The 16,941-nt window shown below is 43.9% G+C and carries 26 protein-coding genes; 23 read left to right on the top strand and 3 right to left on the bottom strand.

The window, feature by feature from the left end:
- Position 1: 1 nt before the first annotated feature.
- The 12 genes from MKX34_RS26715 (at position 2) to MKX34_RS26660 (ending at position 9,634) form a co-directional block, all read left to right on the top strand.
- A complete protein-coding gene (locus MKX34_RS26715) occupies positions 2 to 1,033 on the top strand; it encodes a late control protein (protein WP_076297100.1) in 1,032 nt (343 codons plus the stop codon).
- Between the two features lies 1 nt (position 1,034).
- A complete protein-coding gene (locus MKX34_RS26710) occupies positions 1,035 to 1,250 on the top strand; it encodes a hypothetical protein (protein WP_076274374.1) in 216 nt (71 codons plus the stop codon).
- Positions 1,251 to 1,252: 2 nt separating this feature from the next.
- Positions 1,253 to 1,657 carry a phage tail protein gene (locus tag MKX34_RS26705; RefSeq protein WP_256717643.1) on the top strand — a complete coding sequence of 135 codons (405 nt, stop codon included), beginning with the start codon at positions 1,253 to 1,255 and terminating at the stop codon, positions 1,655 to 1,657.
- Positions 1,654 to 1,989 (top strand): GPW/gp25 family protein, encoded by a 336-nt coding sequence (locus tag MKX34_RS26700; RefSeq protein ID WP_076274375.1) that lies wholly within the window; start codon positions 1,654 to 1,656, stop codon positions 1,987 to 1,989. The genes MKX34_RS26705 and MKX34_RS26700 overlap by 4 nt, the downstream gene beginning before the upstream one ends.
- Before the next feature lie 4 nt (positions 1,990 to 1,993).
- Positions 1,994 to 3,121 (top strand): baseplate J/gp47 family protein, encoded by a 1,128-nt coding sequence (locus MKX34_RS26695; RefSeq protein WP_076274396.1) that lies wholly within the window; start codon positions 1,994 to 1,996, stop codon positions 3,119 to 3,121.
- The gene (locus tag MKX34_RS26690; protein ID WP_076274376.1) at positions 3,114 to 3,665 is read left to right on the top strand and encodes a phage tail protein I; all 552 of its coding nucleotides are present in this window, start codon (positions 3,114 to 3,116) and stop codon (positions 3,663 to 3,665) included. The genes MKX34_RS26695 and MKX34_RS26690 overlap by 8 nt, the downstream gene beginning before the upstream one ends.
- Before the next feature lie 11 nt (positions 3,666 to 3,676).
- Positions 3,677 to 7,258: a phage tail protein gene (locus MKX34_RS26685; RefSeq protein WP_339203817.1), complete on the top strand. Its 3,582-nt coding sequence runs from the start codon at positions 3,677 to 3,679 to the stop codon at positions 7,256 to 7,258.
- Positions 7,259 to 7,272: 14 nt separating this feature from the next.
- Entirely contained in the window at positions 7,273 to 7,812 is a 540-nt protein-coding gene (locus MKX34_RS26680) for a hypothetical protein (protein WP_339203815.1), read from the top strand.
- 50 nt (positions 7,813 to 7,862) lie between these two features.
- Entirely contained in the window at positions 7,863 to 7,997 is a 135-nt protein-coding gene (locus MKX34_RS26675; protein ID WP_256720307.1) for a hypothetical protein, read from the top strand.
- 96 nt (positions 7,998 to 8,093) lie between these two features.
- Complete coding sequence (locus MKX34_RS26670; protein WP_076297422.1) at positions 8,094 to 8,492, top strand: hypothetical protein; 399 nt, start codon at positions 8,094 to 8,096, stop codon at positions 8,490 to 8,492.
- 2 nt (positions 8,493 to 8,494) lie between these two features.
- Entirely contained in the window at positions 8,495 to 9,352 is an 858-nt protein-coding gene (locus MKX34_RS26665) for a M15 family metallopeptidase (RefSeq protein ID WP_076297193.1), read from the top strand.
- 3 nt (positions 9,353 to 9,355) lie between these two features.
- A complete protein-coding gene (locus MKX34_RS26660; RefSeq protein ID WP_076297192.1) occupies positions 9,356 to 9,634 on the top strand; it encodes a holin in 279 nt (92 codons plus the stop codon).
- 42 nt (positions 9,635 to 9,676) lie between these two features.
- Here the strand turns inward: MKX34_RS26660 and MKX34_RS26655 are convergent, their stop codons facing one another.
- Both MKX34_RS26655 and MKX34_RS26650 read right to left on the bottom strand, forming a co-directional pair.
- Entirely contained in the window at positions 9,677 to 10,189 is a 513-nt protein-coding gene (locus MKX34_RS26655; protein WP_076297191.1) for a hypothetical protein, read from the bottom strand.
- Positions 10,190 to 10,269: 80 nt separating this feature from the next.
- Entirely contained in the window at positions 10,270 to 10,866 is a 597-nt protein-coding gene (locus MKX34_RS26650) for an Ltp family lipoprotein (protein ID WP_076297190.1), read from the bottom strand.
- Positions 10,867 to 10,996: 130 nt separating this feature from the next.
- On the opposite strand from MKX34_RS26650, the gene MKX34_RS26645 reads away from it, so the two are divergent.
- On the top strand, positions 10,997 to 11,341 hold the full coding sequence (locus tag MKX34_RS26645; protein ID WP_076297189.1) for a LytTR family DNA-binding domain-containing protein: 345 nt from the start codon (positions 10,997 to 10,999) through the stop codon (positions 11,339 to 11,341).
- 549 nt (positions 11,342 to 11,890) lie between these two features.
- Here MKX34_RS26645 and MKX34_RS26640 read toward each other — a convergent pair.
- Complete coding sequence (locus MKX34_RS26640; RefSeq protein ID WP_076297188.1) at positions 11,891 to 12,307, bottom strand: helix-turn-helix transcriptional regulator; 417 nt, start codon at positions 12,305 to 12,307, stop codon at positions 11,891 to 11,893.
- A gap of 159 nt (positions 12,308 to 12,466) precedes the next feature.
- On the opposite strand from MKX34_RS26640, the gene MKX34_RS26635 reads away from it, so the two are divergent.
- From MKX34_RS26635 to MKX34_RS26590, 10 genes are all read left to right on the top strand, one after another.
- Positions 12,467 to 12,736 carry a helix-turn-helix transcriptional regulator gene (locus MKX34_RS26635; protein WP_256717649.1) on the top strand — a complete coding sequence of 90 codons (270 nt, stop codon included), beginning with the start codon at positions 12,467 to 12,469 and terminating at the stop codon, positions 12,734 to 12,736.
- Between the two features lie 295 nt (positions 12,737 to 13,031).
- Positions 13,032 to 13,985: a ParB N-terminal domain-containing protein gene (locus MKX34_RS26630; protein ID WP_076297186.1), complete on the top strand. Its 954-nt coding sequence runs from the start codon at positions 13,032 to 13,034 to the stop codon at positions 13,983 to 13,985.
- Positions 13,978 to 14,415: a hypothetical protein gene (locus MKX34_RS26625; protein ID WP_076297185.1), complete on the top strand. Its 438-nt coding sequence runs from the start codon at positions 13,978 to 13,980 to the stop codon at positions 14,413 to 14,415. The genes MKX34_RS26630 and MKX34_RS26625 overlap by 8 nt, the downstream gene beginning before the upstream one ends.
- The gene (locus MKX34_RS26620) at positions 14,412 to 14,933 is read left to right on the top strand and encodes a sigma-70 family RNA polymerase sigma factor (RefSeq protein WP_076297184.1); all 522 of its coding nucleotides are present in this window, start codon (positions 14,412 to 14,414) and stop codon (positions 14,931 to 14,933) included. Before MKX34_RS26625 ends, MKX34_RS26620 begins: the two co-directional genes overlap by 4 nt.
- A 21-nt stretch (positions 14,934 to 14,954) precedes the next feature.
- On the top strand, positions 14,955 to 15,209 hold the full coding sequence (locus tag MKX34_RS26615) for a hypothetical protein (protein WP_076297183.1): 255 nt from the start codon (positions 14,955 to 14,957) through the stop codon (positions 15,207 to 15,209).
- Positions 15,206 to 15,376 (top strand): hypothetical protein, encoded by a 171-nt coding sequence (locus MKX34_RS26610; protein ID WP_179089314.1) that lies wholly within the window; start codon positions 15,206 to 15,208, stop codon positions 15,374 to 15,376. Before MKX34_RS26615 ends, MKX34_RS26610 begins: the two co-directional genes overlap by 4 nt.
- A complete protein-coding gene (locus tag MKX34_RS26605; protein WP_076297182.1) occupies positions 15,373 to 15,564 on the top strand; it encodes a hypothetical protein in 192 nt (63 codons plus the stop codon). Before MKX34_RS26610 ends, MKX34_RS26605 begins: the two co-directional genes overlap by 4 nt.
- Positions 15,561 to 15,920, top strand: coding sequence for a type II toxin-antitoxin system PemK/MazF family toxin (locus tag MKX34_RS26600; protein WP_076297181.1), 360 nt, complete (start codon positions 15,561 to 15,563; stop codon positions 15,918 to 15,920). The genes MKX34_RS26605 and MKX34_RS26600 overlap by 4 nt, the downstream gene beginning before the upstream one ends.
- Positions 15,921 to 16,300: 380 nt before the next feature.
- A complete protein-coding gene (locus tag MKX34_RS26595; RefSeq protein WP_076297180.1) occupies positions 16,301 to 16,573 on the top strand; it encodes a hypothetical protein in 273 nt (90 codons plus the stop codon).
- Between the two features lie 31 nt (positions 16,574 to 16,604).
- Positions 16,605 to 16,871: a hypothetical protein gene (locus tag MKX34_RS26590; protein ID WP_076297179.1), complete on the top strand. Its 267-nt coding sequence runs from the start codon at positions 16,605 to 16,607 to the stop codon at positions 16,869 to 16,871.
- Positions 16,872 to 16,941 lie beyond the last annotated feature (70 nt).

Below are 16,941 nucleotides of genomic sequence, written 5' to 3'. Positions count from 1 at the left end.
CATGAAACTAATGCAGGATGCCCGTAGAGCGGTTCTGGTGATCAACTACAACGGTAAAGATGTAACCACTGATCTTGCCAAATCTCTTACAGACTTTTCCTACAATGACGCAGCTCCCGGCGATGCTGATGATATATCAATTAACTTGGAAGACGGAGCGCAAAATTGGCAAGGTCCTTGGTCTCCAACCGAGGGAGATAAGATAAAAGTAGAGATCCGGACAATCAATTGGGACAAACCGGGAGAGATTAAAAAACTTCCTCTCGGATCTTTTGAGGTGGACACATTTGATTTCACAGGACCACCAGATTCTGTATCCATTAAAGCCCTATCCATACCCATTGGAGCGGATATAAGGCAAGAAAAACGTTCGCGAAGTTGGGAAAAAGTAGCGTTGAAGACAGTCGCTATGCAGGTTGCGAAAAGTGCAGGGCTGAAGCTTCTTTATGAAACTAAAGATAATCCTTCTTATGATCGGTTGGAACAGAGCAGTATGTCTGACCTATCCTTTCTGGTTGATGCTGCGAAGAAAGAGGGAATCGCAGTCAAGGTTGTAGGCGGGAAGCTGGTATTATTTGACGAAGCTGAATATGAAAAAAAGGCTCCTATTACGACGATTACACGCGGTAAGGATAATGTAATATCTTATGCTTTTAATTGGAGCACTACATTGGTAGCTTACCGTGCTTGCGAAGTATCCTATACCGATGCAAAGAAGAAAAAGACATACAAAGCAATGTACTCCCCTCCAGGAGCACCAAAGGCTGGTCCGGTATTAAAGCTTAATGAACAGGTTGATTCGCAAGCTGCTGCTCTTAGGTTAGCCCGTAAGAGCCTCAGAGAAAATAACAAAGAGTCTGGTAAGGGTAGTTTAGTCTTAATGGGAGATATAAGGATGGCTACTGGATTGACGATCAACGTAAAGGGATGGAAACGATTTGATGGTAAATACATCATCGAATCATGTACACATGCCGTTGGTAGTGGCGGCTATGTTACTAACATCGGAATCAGGAAGGTATTGGGGTGGTGAAATGATCAGAATTGGGACAGTATCTACGGTTAATACGATAGCGAGAACGGTAAGGGTTTCGTATCCAGATAAAGATGATCTTGTTTCTGGTGAGCTGCCGGTTATCGGTCCAATAACATTAGAAATGCCTATACCTGGAGAAACAGTGCTTGTAGGCTACCCTGACAACAGTACAGATGGGTACTGCATCGGAGTTATTCAGGGAGGTGCCGAATAAACATGGCGATGAGTAAGCTAGGAAATCTCGGTCCGATCGTTTTTGTTGTGTCACCCGAAGCCATACGAACCTTTCAGGAATTTACACGGGCTAGTGCGGGAAGGTGGGCAAAGCATGAAATCATCGGTCAAAAGCCCAAAACACAATTTCTCGGACCGGGGCTTGATACGATCTCGTTTACCATGTGGTTTGATGCGCGGTATGGTCTCAATCCCCGTAAGGAGTTAGATAAGCTTACCGAGATTGACCGGGCGGGGAAGGCACTACCATTGATCGTAGGAAAAAAAGGTGTTGGCACAGGATTGTGGGTCATCACAGGGTTATCTCAAGCTTGGACCAAGGTTGATAATGTAGGTAATATAATCCGAGCCACAGTGAATGTCAGTTTGGAGGAATACGTAAAATGAGCACATACACAGTAGATATGACACAGCCATCTAATATTATTTTTGCTCCAAAGGATTTAGCAGAAGAGGTCAGCCAGAATATAAGGACAATCCTTTCCACGGCAATTGGGAGCGCGCCACTGGCACGAGATATTGGAATTGACTATAGCATTGTGGATGAACCTTACCAAATTGCAGAGGCGCGGTTAACAGGAGAGATACACACTGCTATTGCTGATCAGGAGCCGCGAGCGCAGATAATTGAAGTGTCTTTTAATGGAACAATAACAGATGCTTTGACAGGTCGGATAGCGGCTATAGTAAGGTACACGCTGGCAGAGGGGGTGACCTGATTTGGTGGAATACGTAGATTTGCCGGAGATACAGTTTGTTGCAGAAGATGCGGCGGACATACAACAAAATATTATCACTATGTACGAAGGTTTAACCGACAGTACACTTCAGTCTGCCGATCCGGTAAGGCTTTTTTTATCTTCGTTAGCAGCTATTATTGTGCAGCAACGCGTACTTATTAACCGGACATCCAAAGGTAATTTGTTGCGTTATGCAACCGGAATTGTATTGGACTACAAAGGTGCTGATTTTGGTTTAATCCGGTTAGATGCTTCTCCATCAATTACTAACTTGCGCTTTACTCTCTCAATTCCGCTGGCATCAGTGACAACCATCCCTGCGGGTACGCGAGTTGGGGCGCAGGGTGGGGACGGCTCCATATATTTTTCAACAACCGAGTATTTGGAGATTCCGGCAGGCGCTACAACTGGTATGGTGACGGGCGAGTGTTCAACGGTAGGCACGACAGGTAACGGATTCATGCCTGGGCAGGTCAATGTTTTGATGGATCCTCTACCATTTGTTCAATCGGTCACCAACACCACTGAGAGCAGTGGCGGAGCAGCAACAGAAACAGACGAAGCATTTCGTGAACGCATTCGAACCGCACCAGAATCTTATAGTACCGCTGGTCCACAAGGATCTTATGAGTTTTGGGCTAAATCTGCATCTGCTGCCATCTTGGATGTACATGCTTATTCTCCATCTGAAGGCGAGGTTACAATTGTCCCTTTACTCGCTGGCGGTGTGATTCCGGGAGAAGATATGCTCGAAACTGTGGCGGAGACGCTAGAGGATCGCGGTATCAGACCTTTGACTGATCATGTGACAGTCACAGCACCGACAGCTATGCCTTATACAACTACACTGACTTACTATATCAGTCGTAACCGCGCGTCAGAAGTTACAGCTATCCAGACAGCAGTTACATCAGCGGTGGAGGCTTACCAGCTCTGGCAAAAATCTAAGCTCGGGAGAGATATTAATCCATCTGAGTTGATTGCACGTGTCATGGCTGCCGGAGCGCTGAGGGTAAATGTTATAGCACCAGTTTATACACTGCTGACAGCAACTCAAGTTGCACAGCAAGGTATAACTACATTGACTTATGGAGGGCTTGTTGATGATTGATATCGGACAGCTAAGCCTTCGAGATATCCTGCCAACTAGTATCGCCAAAGATCCGGCTATTGCTGCAGCAGCCGCATCACTGGATACAGAGTTACAGGTGACCACATCGGAGATCCGTAAGTTAGACATTCTCGGACGATCTGAGGAATGGAGCAGCGAGGAAGTTGATGAACTGGCGTGGCAGTATAAGCCTCCTTACTATGATCCGGAGTTGCCTTTGGAACAGCGGCGCGAGTTGGTTAGAACAGCCATACAATTCCACCGTAAGAAAGGGACTCCTAGAGCTGTTGAGGATCTAGTTAAGCTACTCTTTGGCGAAGGTCGCGTTGAGGAGTGGTTTGAATATGGAGGTCAGCCATTCCATTTTCAAGTTATGACAAACAATTCTGACGTAACGACTGTTCGCGCCCAAGAGTTTATTAGGGCAGTAAATTCAGTCAAACGACTGTCCACTACGCTAGATCGAGTGACAATTTCAGAAGGCGCAGATATTAATATGTTTTTTGGTGGCGCTTTGCATGTAGCAGATAAGTTCACAATTTAAGGAGGGGTAATATGTCCTCATGGGGTGGGATGACACTCACAAATAAAGGCATGATATTGCAAGGCAAGGCACAAGCAGGAGCACAGTTAATATATACACGGATAGCTGTTGGAGATGGAACGCTTAGTGGACAATCAGTGCCGGCATTAAACGGATTGATATCGCAAAAAAAGAATCTACCCATTACCAGACTTCGAACACAACCACCTAACAAGGTTATGATTGGAACGACTCTTTCTAACGCTGATGTTACGACAGGGTTCTATTTTCGTGAGGTAGGGTTATTTGCTACCGATCCAGATGCAGGAGAGATATTATACGCCTATGCTAATTCTGGTTCTACCGCCGATTATATCGCTCCAGCTGGAGACGGGGTCATCGAGAAAACTTTTGATACAGTTGTTGTCATCGGTACAACTTCAAATGTTTCAGCTATTATCGATGATTCTTTGGTATTTACAAGAGAGTCTGAATTTAACGCTAAGTTTGACGCGTCCGGAGGACATAAACACACAGGAGCTGCAGGTGATGGTCCTAAACTCACAGCAGCCAGCCTAGCCGCAGGCGCAGCTACTGACACCGTTATAGGTGATCGCACAGCTGACCCAGCTACAGCTACTGCTTATGGTTTAAAGGGTCCCATCACCCAGTGGTTCTCATGGATAGCTAAGTATTTTAAAGCTATCACAGGCAAAGCCAACCCATTCGATACGCCTGATATCACACTTGCTGCGACTAAGGTGCACGTAGATAGCACTATAGTGCACGTCACTGCAGCAGAACGCACAGCTTGGAACGGAAAGGTGGACAAAGTAACTGGTAAGCAACTCAGCACCGAGGACTACACCACACTTGAGAAAACAAAATTGGCGGGAATAGCTACCGGAGCTAATAATTATACACATCCTACCGGAGATGGTAATCAACACGTACCAGCTACGGGTACTAGTAACAATGGCAAAGTACTTAAAGCTGGAACAACAGCTGGGAGCATATCTTGGGGAAACGTTAACGGATCTGAAGTTGTAGAGGATGCTACACATCGTTTTGCAACGGATACTGAAAAGGTAACATGGAACGCCAAAGAAACAACAACAGGATCTCAAGCTAAAGCAGATGCAGCAGTGCTTCCGATTAATAACAGGCTAAACACTGAATCTCTCATCTCTATCAATTTAGTGGCTGGTCAGCAAATCTTGAACGCAACAAAGAACGCTAGACTACAAGGATTAAAGGTACAGGGTAGGAGTATTATAGATTTATTTGGTGGGACTGGGAGTGGAGAGAGTTTAACGGGGTGGGCACAAAATGGAACTGCCATAACCCTAACCCTATCATCTACTCAAAAACGTAGTGGTAGCACAGCCTTTAAATTTTCGCCGTCTGCCGGTGCCGCATATATAACTAAAGACTTCACTTCACCATTAGATGCGTCAAAATACTATGTGATGGCGGGTTGGGTGTTTATTGAGTCCTATGTAGATGGATCTCTTAACCTCGCACTAAGAGATGTAGGCACTATGACTGGTAGGTATAATATGTCAATCAATGCCTCATTGATAGGCCAGTGGCAGTTTGTATATTTAAAAATACCCACTAACAACACGTTATTAGGTACGGGCTATAGATTAACAGCAGGATCTACGGGAAGCGGGACAAACGTAACATACATGGACGAGATCCGTCTATACGCCGTATCCGCAGCAGACTACGCTGCCATTGGAACCACAATCACGGGCGAAGCTATAGACCGTCTCTTACCTTATGTACCTCCTGGTATTAATGGAGTAGATGGGCTGTATGTACGGAGATATGGACGTAATTTGCTGCCGGATAAGCCGGATACGTTGCATGCTAATGCGCGGGTTAATGGACCGTATGATATGACGCTTGTGGCTACGGCAGGATTTCAAAACACGTATATCTACGCTGATGCCTTTGAGATTAGGCAATACACGTTGTCTGTTGCAGACGCAGTGACAAGTAATCAGCAATTTGTCGTAGATTGCTTGGATGCGAACAGTGCGAAAATATCAACATCATTCGTAATGACCAGTGGGCGCACATTGACATTTACAACACATGCTGGAACGAAACGACTGCGCCTTATTCCGACGAGTGCGGCGGTTGGTACGTACATCTTCCGCAATTGGCAACTCGAACTAGGAAGCGCCGACACACAGTTTCAGCCACGTGAAGACAGCCTTATCGCCTTTGGTGGAGTAGAGTTACACGCTAACCCAACGGATGGCAGCGAACCGGATATACTGCGTGAGGTTAACGGGCGGTATGAGGTAACGAGGTTATGGCGGGAAATGGTGTTGGATGGCTTACTGTCGTGGATATGGTTGGCTAACCACACGGGATTTAAACGAGTTCGTTTAGCCATAGGTGATACTTCTATAAACAACTATGGAATTGATGGCGGTTTTGTTATTAAGTACAATGGCGCATCTTTGCAAAGGGATAATATAAATAATGCAACTAGTGCAGCTGATAGTTTTAGATTGAACAATTCTTACAGTGGGATGGTGATTTCGATTGCCAATGCTGACTCCGGTTGGGGAGACTCCTATACACCGAGTGCTGACGAGATTAAAGCTTACTTCAACGGGTGGAAGATGTATGATGGATCGGCATCGGACGTTAATACAACTCGTAATACACCGTACACCACAGGGCAAAAATTTTGGCGAAATCAAGATAATACGGTGTGGGGATATACAACAATCCCGAGCGCAAGTGCACCTGGTTGGCAGCCATACCAACTCCTATACCGCCTTGCATCCGTAACAACGGAGACAGTCCAAGAAGACGGCAGCCTATCATTATTTGAGGGAGATAACTTTATAGAAGTAGGTAGTGGGTATGTCAGCCGTGAGCGAGTTACGCCATCAACAGACACAGGTAATTGGTATATCAATAACGATCCAAGTCTATACTCCCCGGGCGGAGATTCTCGTCTTAAAAATAAAGCTCGTGAGATACTCAATGTTTTTAAAGATTCAAGAGTTGGGGCATGGATCATAGAGAAAGCGGCGACTGCGGGATACGGAAATTCACGAGCAAATCAGCCACCTGCTATATATGATCCATCCGCCTCTTATAGCGTCTCTTATATCAAACTGGATAAATCCCCTGTGCCGGGAGTTACTGGCTTTTACGCAGCCTCTGAGAAGGCGCAGTTACATGATCTTACAGATGGAGTGAATGAAGCTCTAGCGAGAGTATCCGTGGTTGAGGCTAAGAAAGCGGAGAAGGACGTACCGGCGCAGATAACACCGACATTGCTTAATGGATGGGAGACGTATAGCAGCAGCAACGCACCTTACTATTACAAAGACACGCTTGGATTTGTGCATATCAGGGGCATGGTTAAGAGCGGGGTCAACGGGTCGCCAATCTTGACGTTACCGCCTGGATATCGCCCATCAGCAACAGCCGGAATCGAGTCAATATCCGTATCCAATAACGGCAGTGGTGTTTTAATCGGCAATGTCGAGGTGGACTATAAAGGCCGTGTAACCCCATATTCTGGAGGCACAACATGGCTAAGTCTCGATAACATTCCTCCGTTCTTGGCGGTCAATTAAGGAGGCATAAAACGATGAAAGAAGCAATCATAACAGATATTAATGGGCTATACACAGACGTGACGATTGTCTCTGATACTGAGTTCGGAGTCACGCCACTTTATGAGATTCCGACGTCCGAGTACGATCACGACACGCCAGCACACGAAACACCGGAGCCAGTGCTTGTCGGCTATCGTGTGGCTGTACCTGTATCTGCTGGACTATATAAGCCACACTTTGATTTAGTTGCATGGAATGCGTGGCAGGACGTTGTACTAGAGGCACAGAGCGACTATGCCGACGAGCTGCATGATTGGCGGGAGCAATGGGCGGAGGGTGAGAAACAAGGTCCTGAGCCAGTTTACACACCTCCAGTACAACCTGATAACCTTTGGGTCGAAGGCTTAACACCAGAAGAGATTGCGGAGTTGACAAAGCCTGGTGAGCTCTCAGAAATTGAGATGTTAAAAAAAGAGAACATGCTCTTAAAAGCACAGAACAACGCAATAACTGAACGTGCCGATTTTATTGAGGACATCATTGCTGAAATGGCAATGCAGATATACCGATGATAGCGCGCATTCTTTACTGGTTCATGTCAAAGAGGAAAGGGGGTGACATCATGATGGCTATGTTTTTCGCACAGCGTGTAATCTTAGGTAAGACCAAATATATTGAGGTTCCATCTACTTTGAGACCAGGAGTAAAAGAAATTTTGGTTGATAGCGGACTTGAATTCCTTACAGAAGAAGAATAAATAAAGTAGGCGCCCATTGAGGCGTTTTTATTTTGCCCTCGGATCTGATCCGGGGGCTATTTATATTGATCAATAGATTGAGAGGGGAGTTGTTTTATGTCAATTGGGGGAGCAAACCAAGGAGGAGGGGGCGGTGATGTAATGCCGATGCACCGATTGGAAGATGTTGAAAAGGGCTTACTCGGTCTTTCCAGTGAATTTGCACGAATATCCGCAGACCTAGCCAATACTAATGCAAAAATGAACTTACTTGAAGCAGCCGGTCTGAGACACGAAGAGAGCATTTTACAAATGGAGAAATCCACAATAAAAATGGAAGTTAAGTTTGGTGAGATCATGGGGAAATTTGATTCTCTTGAAAATAAGATATTTATGCTATTGCAGCAAGCTAATAAGGATAGTGGATCAGAGCGTAAAATGTGGCTTGATTTTGTTAAGTACATCATTGGTATTACCATTGGCGTGATTGTGGCTAACCAATTTTTAGGGAGGTAAATATGCTTACACTAGACCAAGTAAAGAGTAAATCATCTGCGAGATTGATAGGGTTGCATCCGGTTGTATTGGCTGCTGCAACAGTTTTAATTGAACGCTGTTACGCTCGGGGAGTTCCTATCTTGATAACTCAGGGGTTGCGGACAATAGCTGAGCAAAACGCTTTATACGAGCAAGGGCGCTCAAAGCCAGGAGTAATCGTCACCAATGCCCGAGGTGGATATAGCTATCACAATTTTGGACTCGCTGTAGATTTTGCCTTATTACTGCCGAACGGGTCCAGCGTGTCATGGGATATGAATCGAGACTACAACGATAACAACATCAAAGACTGGATAGAAGTAGTGGAAGAGGCTAAGAAACTCGGCTTTGAGTGGGGCGGTGACTGGACATCATTTAAGGATTACCCTCATTTCCAAATGGTTTTTGGCTTAACTCTTACTCAGCTGAGAACTGGTAGCAAGCCATCTGAAACAGCAATGGCAAAAGCAACGGCTATTATAGATCGACTAAAAGGGGAGGCAGATGAAGATATGAGTAGAATTGCAGAACTGGAAGAACAAGTGAAGGAGCTATTGAAAGTCGTAACAGGCTTGACTAATAGCAAAGATGTACTTAAAGAACAGTCTCTCAAACAGGCTGCAGATATTAAGGAACTTAGCACTATATTGTTGGAATTGACGAATACGAACCCTCCTGACTGGTCCAAAGAGGCTTTAAAGGCATTCGCATGTACACCGTCAGTTATCAATGGCAAGCCAGTTATTGATACACCGGGATCAGCAACATATTCGGAAGCACGGATAATTACAATTCTGTATCGGCTTGGGCTGGCAGCACAACAAAAGGGGGACAAGTAAAGTATGGAAAATCAAAACTTAACGGATGTATTGGCGTTCGCTTCGGTGATCGCTGTTTTTGTGTTGGCAGGAGTGCAGTTTGTAAAGACTTCGTTTAACGTACCTAAAAATATATTGCCCTTGATTGGATTAGTTATCGGCCTGTTGATCGGTGCATCTGCTTATCCGTTTACAGAGTTAGGCTTAGTGCTTCGATTATGGGCGGGTGGTCTAGCTGGACTATCAGCAACGGGATTGTTTGAACTAGCGTTTAGTAAGAGGGATGGAACGACTAAAGAATAAATTTAAAGCCCTACTAACCTATAATGGTTGGTAGGGCTTTTTTTATTTCAGTAATTCGAATTCTATTTCTTCTGTGTTGGAAAGACCTGTTTGAGCCACACCTTTACTAGAAAGAGCGATCTTGCCTTTAGCGATATACCCAGGCAATCCGGGTTGTTGGATATCTACGAAAACACTTGTAGCACCGTTATTATTCTCAAGTGCAAGGAGACGAGCATTTTCGACCAAAGCTTTTAATTGACCCTCATCTGTCGCTTCTGTAGATAAAGTTAGATACCACATTCCCGATTTATCTAACCGTTCATCAATGATCTCATATGTTGGCAGTTCTATTTGCGTCTCGACTTCATTTACAGCAGTGTCATTTGGAGTTGAGGCAGGATCCTCAGTAGGTTTAGATGTTTGTTCAGAAGCAGTTTCTTGTGTCGGTTGTGCAGTAGTTACAATCGCTACATCCTTTGCAGGATCATCCTTTCCATTTAATATTCCGATTATGCCACCTATAACGATTACAATGACCCAAAATACCCATTTTTTGTAGAAAGGTTTCTTCATGATGTTCCCCCTAATATTTGATGGATATTTATATTTTATTCTATCAGATCAAAAGAGGGCAATCTATGAGTACAGTAATCTTATTTTAAATTATCTATCGCGTACTGCGCTTCTTCGGCAGTGAACTTTTCCCCGTATTCTGAAATCAATTGATCGTAAATAGCCGAATCTGACATACTCATAGTCTCTGCGTATGACTGTGCCTTTATTAATGCATTTTCTTTCCAATCAAATACAATGTTATCGATAGCATATTGAGCGGCTTCTTTAGGGAAGTTCTCCCCATACTCAGATGTCAATTGTTCGTAGATGCCTTTCTTTGACATATTCATAGTTTCTGCATATTGTTCTGCTTTTTTTAATGCCGATTTATGTTCCCTAGGGATACTTTCCTCTTTTACCTTGGCTTCATCCTCAGCTTTAGCTACTGCTTCTTCTTTAGCCTTTTTCTCGGCGTCCGCTTTTTCAGCAGCTTCGTTAATTATTTTCAGTTCTTCTTCGGTCGGTGTTGCAGCTGGTTTTTCAGTTTCTTTGGCTACTGCATCTACCGCCTGAGCGCTAGGCTCAGGATCTGCAAGAGTTGTAGTATCCTTATCATTCCCCAAACTTCCTATCCATCCAATTACAAGGATCAGTACTAACCAAAACCACCATTTCTTATAAATCGGCTTCTTCATTTTATCCCCCTATTTTTAATAATAATTTACATGGCAAGTCTAACAGACACAGGAAAATATTTCTACAAATTCTTACAATGTTTGTATGATCGCCTTATATTAGCGAAATGCTATTCATGAGGTGATAAGCATGGATATCCTAGTGGTCCATATAAAATCCGGTATAGCTGGAGTGATTGATTCAAGTGATGTAATCTTTTTACAGACAGAGGGTGAGTACACGGTGCTGCATACAAAAGAAGAGGAGTATCGTCCAGCTGTAGCCCTAAGGGATTTTGCAGAGATTCTTGTGTTAGAAGGATTCGAACCATTAAGTAAATCCAATCTCGTTAATTTAGAAAAAGCTGAAATATATGACAAATTAACAAAAGAATTATTTTTCGACAAACACCTAAAAGGAAAGCATACAAGAGTATCGAGGCGAAATATTGAAAAAATAAAGGACGAAATACCGTTCGCCGACCGTGAACGGTAAGAGATAAAACGACATAGAACGACAGCATAAGTCGGGACAAGAGGGTATGCTTATTACAACGCAAATGTTGTTATCCTATTGGGTGACAATAACCTCGTGGGAGAGTAGAAAATCTACTCGCTCCTGTCATTCACGACTTCAAGAACATAAAGATCGGTGGTGCGACATCCAAGGATATGAGCAGCGTTTATCGCAAATTCGAATGACATCTTGCGCTCGCCACTAATGATTCTGTTTACAAATTGGCGGGATACATTCATGCGTTTTGCGAAATAAGCTTGTGTCCACCCATGTTCGTCAAGTCGATCAGACAGAAGACAATCCCCGAGTTTGAAACCCATGGGCTGCTCCTTTTGTGAAAGTTATAAAAAAGTGTTCCCATTATGTTCGTATTTATGGTATGCTTGTTCCAATTATCGCGGCGGGAAATATTCACATCATGGGAGTGATGACGTATTACAATTTATTCAATAAGAACAGAAGAACTCCTGCTTCATCTCCACAACAAAGGTTTAGACATAACAGAAGCAGAAGAATACTTAAGCGGTATTACTGATCAAGTAGATCAGCAGCAGACTGCAAAATTTGTACTAGACGTTTCTTTTGATCATCAGTAAGCGGTTTTCCATTCCGAGTAAGATTATGTATATGTAAATTTTCTATAGGTAATTCCCCTAAAGCTTCCCCAGTTAAATACTGCGGGGAGCTTTCTTTAATTTGTGCAGACCCCCTAAATGTGGGATCAATATCTCCATGCGCTACATCAAGAGCATCACAAATCATTTGTAGATTTCCAGGAGACATGAGCGTCTTAGCATTTGTGTAGTCCGATATAGCGCTAGTCGATAGTCCCGTCTTTTCAGCCAATTCCTTTTGAGTTACTTTCTTCTTTTCCAGAATTGATTTTAGATTTTTTGCCATCTCTGCCATTAATACTTTTTCTACCTCGGCATATTTCTTACGCACTTTTCATCCGTCCTTTTCTCGATCCATATTTACAGGATATTTTCCTTCATTATAGCGCACTTTTCCAAAAAAACAAATAGAAAAATCCAGTTTTTACGGTTGACAGTCCAGTTTTACCGGATTAATATAGGGGTACACCAAAAGAAAGGAGGGGCACAGATGATACTTGAAAAACAGAACAAAATATTCAAAATAACACTCCGTGCAGCGAGAATAAACTGTGGATTGACACGTGAAGAGGTTGCTATAAGAGTAAACAAGAGCGTGGATACAATCCGAAAGTATGAATCTGATTCATCGGATATACCTCGTGATCTACTAGTAGCGTTGCTTACAATGTACGACGTGCCTGACGAACATATTTTTTTCGGCAAAGAATCCGTGAAAACTGGATTTAGTAGAGTTTTATATCAAAAGAAGACTTCCTAATTAAAGGAATGCTCTTTGAAAATAACATAAGTTTTCTTAATAGGGATGTGAATGATTTGGCTCATGTATCAAAACAGGCACTACTAAACATCTCTTATAGAGCTGCTGTGGCTCTGGAATTTAAAGGTGGATGGGTGCGCAAAGAAGGAGAGTCGAAATGGTTCAGATGGATCCAAATGTATCGACATCTCAGTTATCGATTGAAGCAAGAGAAACGACTTCAAAATCCGTAGTAACATCGTACCGCATACACAGCATTAAGGTTTTACGATTTAGTCAGAAAGGATGGCGAACAATGCTCACACCAATACACACAATTAACATAGGTAGCCGGATCCGTGAAGACATGGGCGACATTGCAGGGCTGGCAGAGAGCATCAACGCTCGCGGTTTATTGCATCCCATAGTTATTGATGAGTCAGGCAACCTGATTGCTGGACATCGCCGCTTGGAAGCTCACAAGTTGCTGGGTCGGGAGGAAGTTGAGACCAAGACAATATCTGATCTTACTGACAAAGAAAAGCGGTTGATTGAGTTGGAGGAGAACACGAAGCGCAAGGCGCTAACGGAGTTCGAGGCTTCGAAAAATCTCGTTGAACTCGCGGATGCCGCAAAGGAAGTCTTAAAAGACGACTTTTCATTGCTCAGTAATGAAAAGTCGATGGGCAGACCACAAAAGCCGGATTCTGAGGAAAAGGTTGCTGAACTTATAGGCGTACCACAGCCTACACTCAGTCAAGCAAGAAGCCATGTTGCAGCTGTCGAACAATTCCCGGCACTTGAATCTCTAGGAAAAAAGGAAGCCATTAAAACCGCTAAAGACCCAGACAAGGTAGAGCTTTACCAGAAGGCAGTGAATGAGTTTCCAATCCTTGGGGAGGCAAAGCTTCCAGCAGATGTGGTTATTCAAGGAGCTGAGAAGCTACGGAGCGCACCGCCTGAAGTCGCTCAGAAAACACTGGAGAACATCGCTGCTGAAGAGAAACGGTCGGCACTACATCAGCAACTTATTGATGAGCAGTACAAACAAAAACGGGTTGTGGACAACATCATTGATGCCGCTGGAAGAATGTCGGGTGCAGTAACGGAGGAGCGTTGGCTATCGTGGATAGAGTTACAAACTGACCGAATCGTTATTGATGTTTCGGCAAGTCAAGTTCAGCGCGGTATTGAAGAACTTCAGCGGCTTCATTCCAAAATGAAAGATGCACTGAAGGGTCCTCGAAAGGTGGTGAAAGGTCGTGGCTAAGTACAGATTGGTTCGGGAGGATCGGACGGATTTCGTTTTGGGGCATCTTCACAAAAAAATAACTCTTGCTGATGCGGTAGCCTTTCTGAAAGAACGGATTGTACTGGATGAAAAGAAGGCAATTGATGATGCCTGGAACGATAAGGGACGTCAATTACTTCGCAGTTTTAAGGACAGTGAAGGTGTCCGGCGGCTAGCTGCTTATAACGATTCACCCGAGGGCGAACAGCGCCGGATGGTTTATCAGATGATTGATATCTGTAACGATGTCGAAGTTCTCGAGAAACAAATACGTAACATGTCCAAGAATCGGGACGGATCAGATAAGTTGATTAAAAAGGCAGCGGATCGTATTGAAAAAATTGCGAATCAGTCAGACGAAGCTTTGACCTTTGATTTCGAAGAACTGGAGGAGGGGGCATCCCAATGACCGCAACCGCAATACCTGAAAGAAAACTAACGCCGGACGAATTGATTCAAAACAACATGGGACTGGTTAGATCGGTTGCTAATAAAATCAGCAAGACAACTGGTGTGGAGTATCTGGAACTATTTCAGGAAGGTTCCATTGGACTTGTAAAGGCAGCTCGATCCTTTGATGAAACAAAGAACTTTAGGTTTTCCACCTATGCTACCAGATGCATCCAGAATGAAATGTTGGTTTATCTTCGTAAAGGACGCCAAACGATTAAGTGTAAGAGCTTGGAATTAATTCCGAACTGGCATGACAGAGCAGGTAACTATGATGGTGATATGTCACTCATAGAGGTTGATTCAAACGCTTTGGAAAGCATGTCTATCAAACACAAGAGAATGATGCTGTTGCTTTCAAAAGGGTTATCAATACGGCAGGTGGCGAAAGAAATGAGAGTGACCCCAAAAGCAGGCTATAACATGTTATATAAGGCTCGGGCGATCTATGAGAAAGCATCGGGATTCAGATTTTAAATCAGAATGGAGGTCCTGCAAATGGCAGTATTCATCCATCCTACACATCGCGCTTTAGCTCGCATTACTTACATGAATAGCAACATTAAAGGCGAGCTTATCATCGGAGAAGCAGAACTAGCACTGATTATGCCCTTACTCATGGATAACTTGAACATCGTCCAGCAGGTGGATGGCATTAAAGAAGCGACATTAGCGGCGCATTGTACAGGAAACATGGATCTTGCGCAGCACTTCACAGATAAATTGAATGAATGGGAGGCACAACTGAAATGAGCGCATCAGCTGATTTATCAAATGCTTTACAGGACTGCAAACGACGGGGCTGTACTAAGGAGCAGATGCAGTGTTTTATCGACAGAGCTCGGAGCTATTGGTCTGGGAATGCAGGAATGCTGGTGGTCGTAGAATCATTGCAATTAGAACTGGAGGGGATCGCATGAATGAGAAAAAAGACGCTCTCAGATTTCACCGCCAAGAAATGGCGTACTGGCTAAGTGTTCAGAAAGATGCTCAATGGCGTGGTGATATTGAAACGGAACAATTTGCTGTCAAGGAACGCCGCAAACATCGTGATGCTGTACTCGCAATCTGGGCTTCTTCAACGGAACAACTGGCGGTGTGCATATGAGACATTATCCTAAGCGTGGGGAAGTATGGTGGGCAGACATGGGGACGGGCGTTGGTAGTGAGCAGCGAGGAGCACGCCCAGTACTGGTAGTTCAAAATAATATCGGTAATATTCATAGCCCGACTATCATCGTAGCAGCAATCACTGATGCGAAGAAGAAATACCTTCCCACTCATATCAAACTAAGCAAAGAACATGGTCTACCTAAAAACTCGGTTGCCATGCTTGAACAGATTAGGACGCTGGATAAGAGGCGTTTGAATAGAAAGGTCGGCGAGCTGAATGATCAAGATATGAAAGATTTGACTGAGGCATTAAAGGTGAGTTTCGGACTGGTTGAGGTTGAAAGCTTATGACAGTAATCATTTGCAGCACAGTCAGATGCCCTTATCCCAATTGTGGTCATACAGGTGATGTAATCACAGTAAATCATTGTCGCACGGCTCATAACATGCAGCGCAAAGAACTGTTTGGGAGATATGGTAAGCCACAAAAAATCGGATACGATCCTCAAGCAGCCAACAAGAATCTAGAGGGACATGTGCCAGCTCAGAAGGTTAACATAGGTTACCCTAGTGATTCTACATTTGCGAAAGATAGGAGATCAAGTAGACGTAAAGGGAGGTGAACAAGGTTAATCGGAAGGTCTTAAAAACGGCGAATTCTCGAAGGCTTATTATTTTTTTGCCAAAAACGGGGTTTTGAGCCCAAAAACACTAGAAAGCGAGGGTAAACGATGGACAGAAAGACGCTTGAGTACATGACGGATCGCACTAAGAAGGCTACTGCAATAGTAAATAAAATTGATCAATTATCCAAACAAGCAGAGGAACTCGTTAATGCAACAGAGATTAGGTTCAAGGGCAACAAGTGTCTCGTTGATGTGGAGGATTACGCGTCAAGAGGTAACCGCGACTCGGCTCGGGTTGTAGCAACCATCAAGACATTCGCGGTAGAAGCTATCAACGAAGAAATTCAGCAACTCGAAGAAGAATTGGCTGCACTGTAACAACAAATAAATCATATCGGAGGAATCATTCATGAAACACAACTTCAAAATCAAAACCAATGCTACCATCCTGCTCAAACAAGCCACGGCAGCTCGACAGTTCGCACTCTTCAAATCCCGCCGCCAGTTCAAACACGAACCATCCGAGAAGACAGCGTATAAGCCCGGAACACTTGGTTCTTCTGTGGTTGCAACAGCAATCATTAAAGAATATGGCGGTATTATCCCTCGTTCTCTTCGTAAAGCCAAGGCTAAACGCACAGGAAAACCATTCATCAAGTTCTATAGCCATCAGTAAAAACGCCCCTGGCTGCAACCGGGGACGTTAGTCAAACGCTTATTCAAAAAATCACGGTCACTATAACATA

It is taken from the genome of Paenibacillus sp. FSL R5-0636 (assembly GCF_037974255.1).
GTDB lineage: Bacteria > Bacillota > Bacilli > Paenibacillales > Paenibacillaceae > Paenibacillus_AQ > Paenibacillus_AQ odorifer.
The sequence above is the reverse complement of the archived record's forward strand: the minus strand, read 5'-3'. Positions and strand labels throughout refer to the sequence as shown.

Bases quoted from the DNA above. Each gene is read 5' to 3' on its own strand.
- MKX34_RS26680 (WP_339203815.1), top strand. From the start codon at position 7,273: ATGAAAGAAGCAATCATAACAGATATTAATGGGCTATACACAGACGTG.
- MKX34_RS26605 (WP_076297182.1), top strand. From the start codon at position 15,373: ATGAATGAGAAAAAAGACGCTCTCAGATTTCACCGCCAAGAAATGGCG.
- MKX34_RS26615 (WP_076297183.1), top strand. From the start codon at position 14,955: ATGGCAGTATTCATCCATCCTACACATCGCGCTTTAGCTCGCATTACT.
- MKX34_RS26690 (WP_076274376.1), top strand. From the start codon at position 3,114: ATGATTGATATCGGACAGCTAAGCCTTCGAGATATCCTGCCAACTAGT.
- MKX34_RS26715 (WP_076297100.1), top strand. From the start codon at position 2: ATGAAACTAATGCAGGATGCCCGTAGAGCGGTTCTGGTGATCAACTAC.
- MKX34_RS26665 (WP_076297193.1), top strand. From the start codon at position 8,495: ATGCTTACACTAGACCAAGTAAAGAGTAAATCATCTGCGAGATTGATA.
- MKX34_RS26670 (WP_076297422.1), top strand. From the start codon at position 8,094: ATGTCAATTGGGGGAGCAAACCAAGGAGGAGGGGGCGGTGATGTAATG.
- MKX34_RS26595 (WP_076297180.1), top strand. From the start codon at position 16,301: ATGGACAGAAAGACGCTTGAGTACATGACGGATCGCACTAAGAAGGCT.
- MKX34_RS26635 (WP_256717649.1), top strand. From the start codon at position 12,467: ATGATACTTGAAAAACAGAACAAAATATTCAAAATAACACTCCGTGCA.
- MKX34_RS26710 (WP_076274374.1), top strand. From the start codon at position 1,035: ATGATCAGAATTGGGACAGTATCTACGGTTAATACGATAGCGAGAACG.
- MKX34_RS26590 (WP_076297179.1), top strand. From the start codon at position 16,605: ATGAAACACAACTTCAAAATCAAAACCAATGCTACCATCCTGCTCAAA.
- MKX34_RS26705 (WP_256717643.1), top strand. From the start codon at position 1,253: ATGGCGATGAGTAAGCTAGGAAATCTCGGTCCGATCGTTTTTGTTGTG.
- MKX34_RS26685 (WP_339203817.1), top strand. From the start codon at position 3,677: ATGTCCTCATGGGGTGGGATGACACTCACAAATAAAGGCATGATATTG.
- MKX34_RS26675 (WP_256720307.1), top strand. From the start codon at position 7,863: ATGATGGCTATGTTTTTCGCACAGCGTGTAATCTTAGGTAAGACCAAA.
- MKX34_RS26700 (WP_076274375.1), top strand. From the start codon at position 1,654: ATGAGCACATACACAGTAGATATGACACAGCCATCTAATATTATTTTT.
- MKX34_RS26660 (WP_076297192.1), top strand. From the start codon at position 9,356: ATGGAAAATCAAAACTTAACGGATGTATTGGCGTTCGCTTCGGTGATC.
- MKX34_RS26655 (WP_076297191.1), bottom strand. From the start codon at position 10,189: ATGAAGAAACCTTTCTACAAAAAATGGGTATTTTGGGTCATTGTAATC.
- MKX34_RS26620 (WP_076297184.1), top strand. From the start codon at position 14,412: ATGACCGCAACCGCAATACCTGAAAGAAAACTAACGCCGGACGAATTG.
- MKX34_RS26600 (WP_076297181.1), top strand. From the start codon at position 15,561: ATGAGACATTATCCTAAGCGTGGGGAAGTATGGTGGGCAGACATGGGG.
- MKX34_RS26610 (WP_179089314.1), top strand. From the start codon at position 15,206: ATGAGCGCATCAGCTGATTTATCAAATGCTTTACAGGACTGCAAACGA.
- MKX34_RS26630 (WP_076297186.1), top strand. From the start codon at position 13,032: ATGCTCACACCAATACACACAATTAACATAGGTAGCCGGATCCGTGAA.
- MKX34_RS26645 (WP_076297189.1), top strand. From the start codon at position 10,997: ATGGATATCCTAGTGGTCCATATAAAATCCGGTATAGCTGGAGTGATT.
- MKX34_RS26650 (WP_076297190.1), bottom strand. From the start codon at position 10,866: ATGAAGAAGCCGATTTATAAGAAATGGTGGTTTTGGTTAGTACTGATC.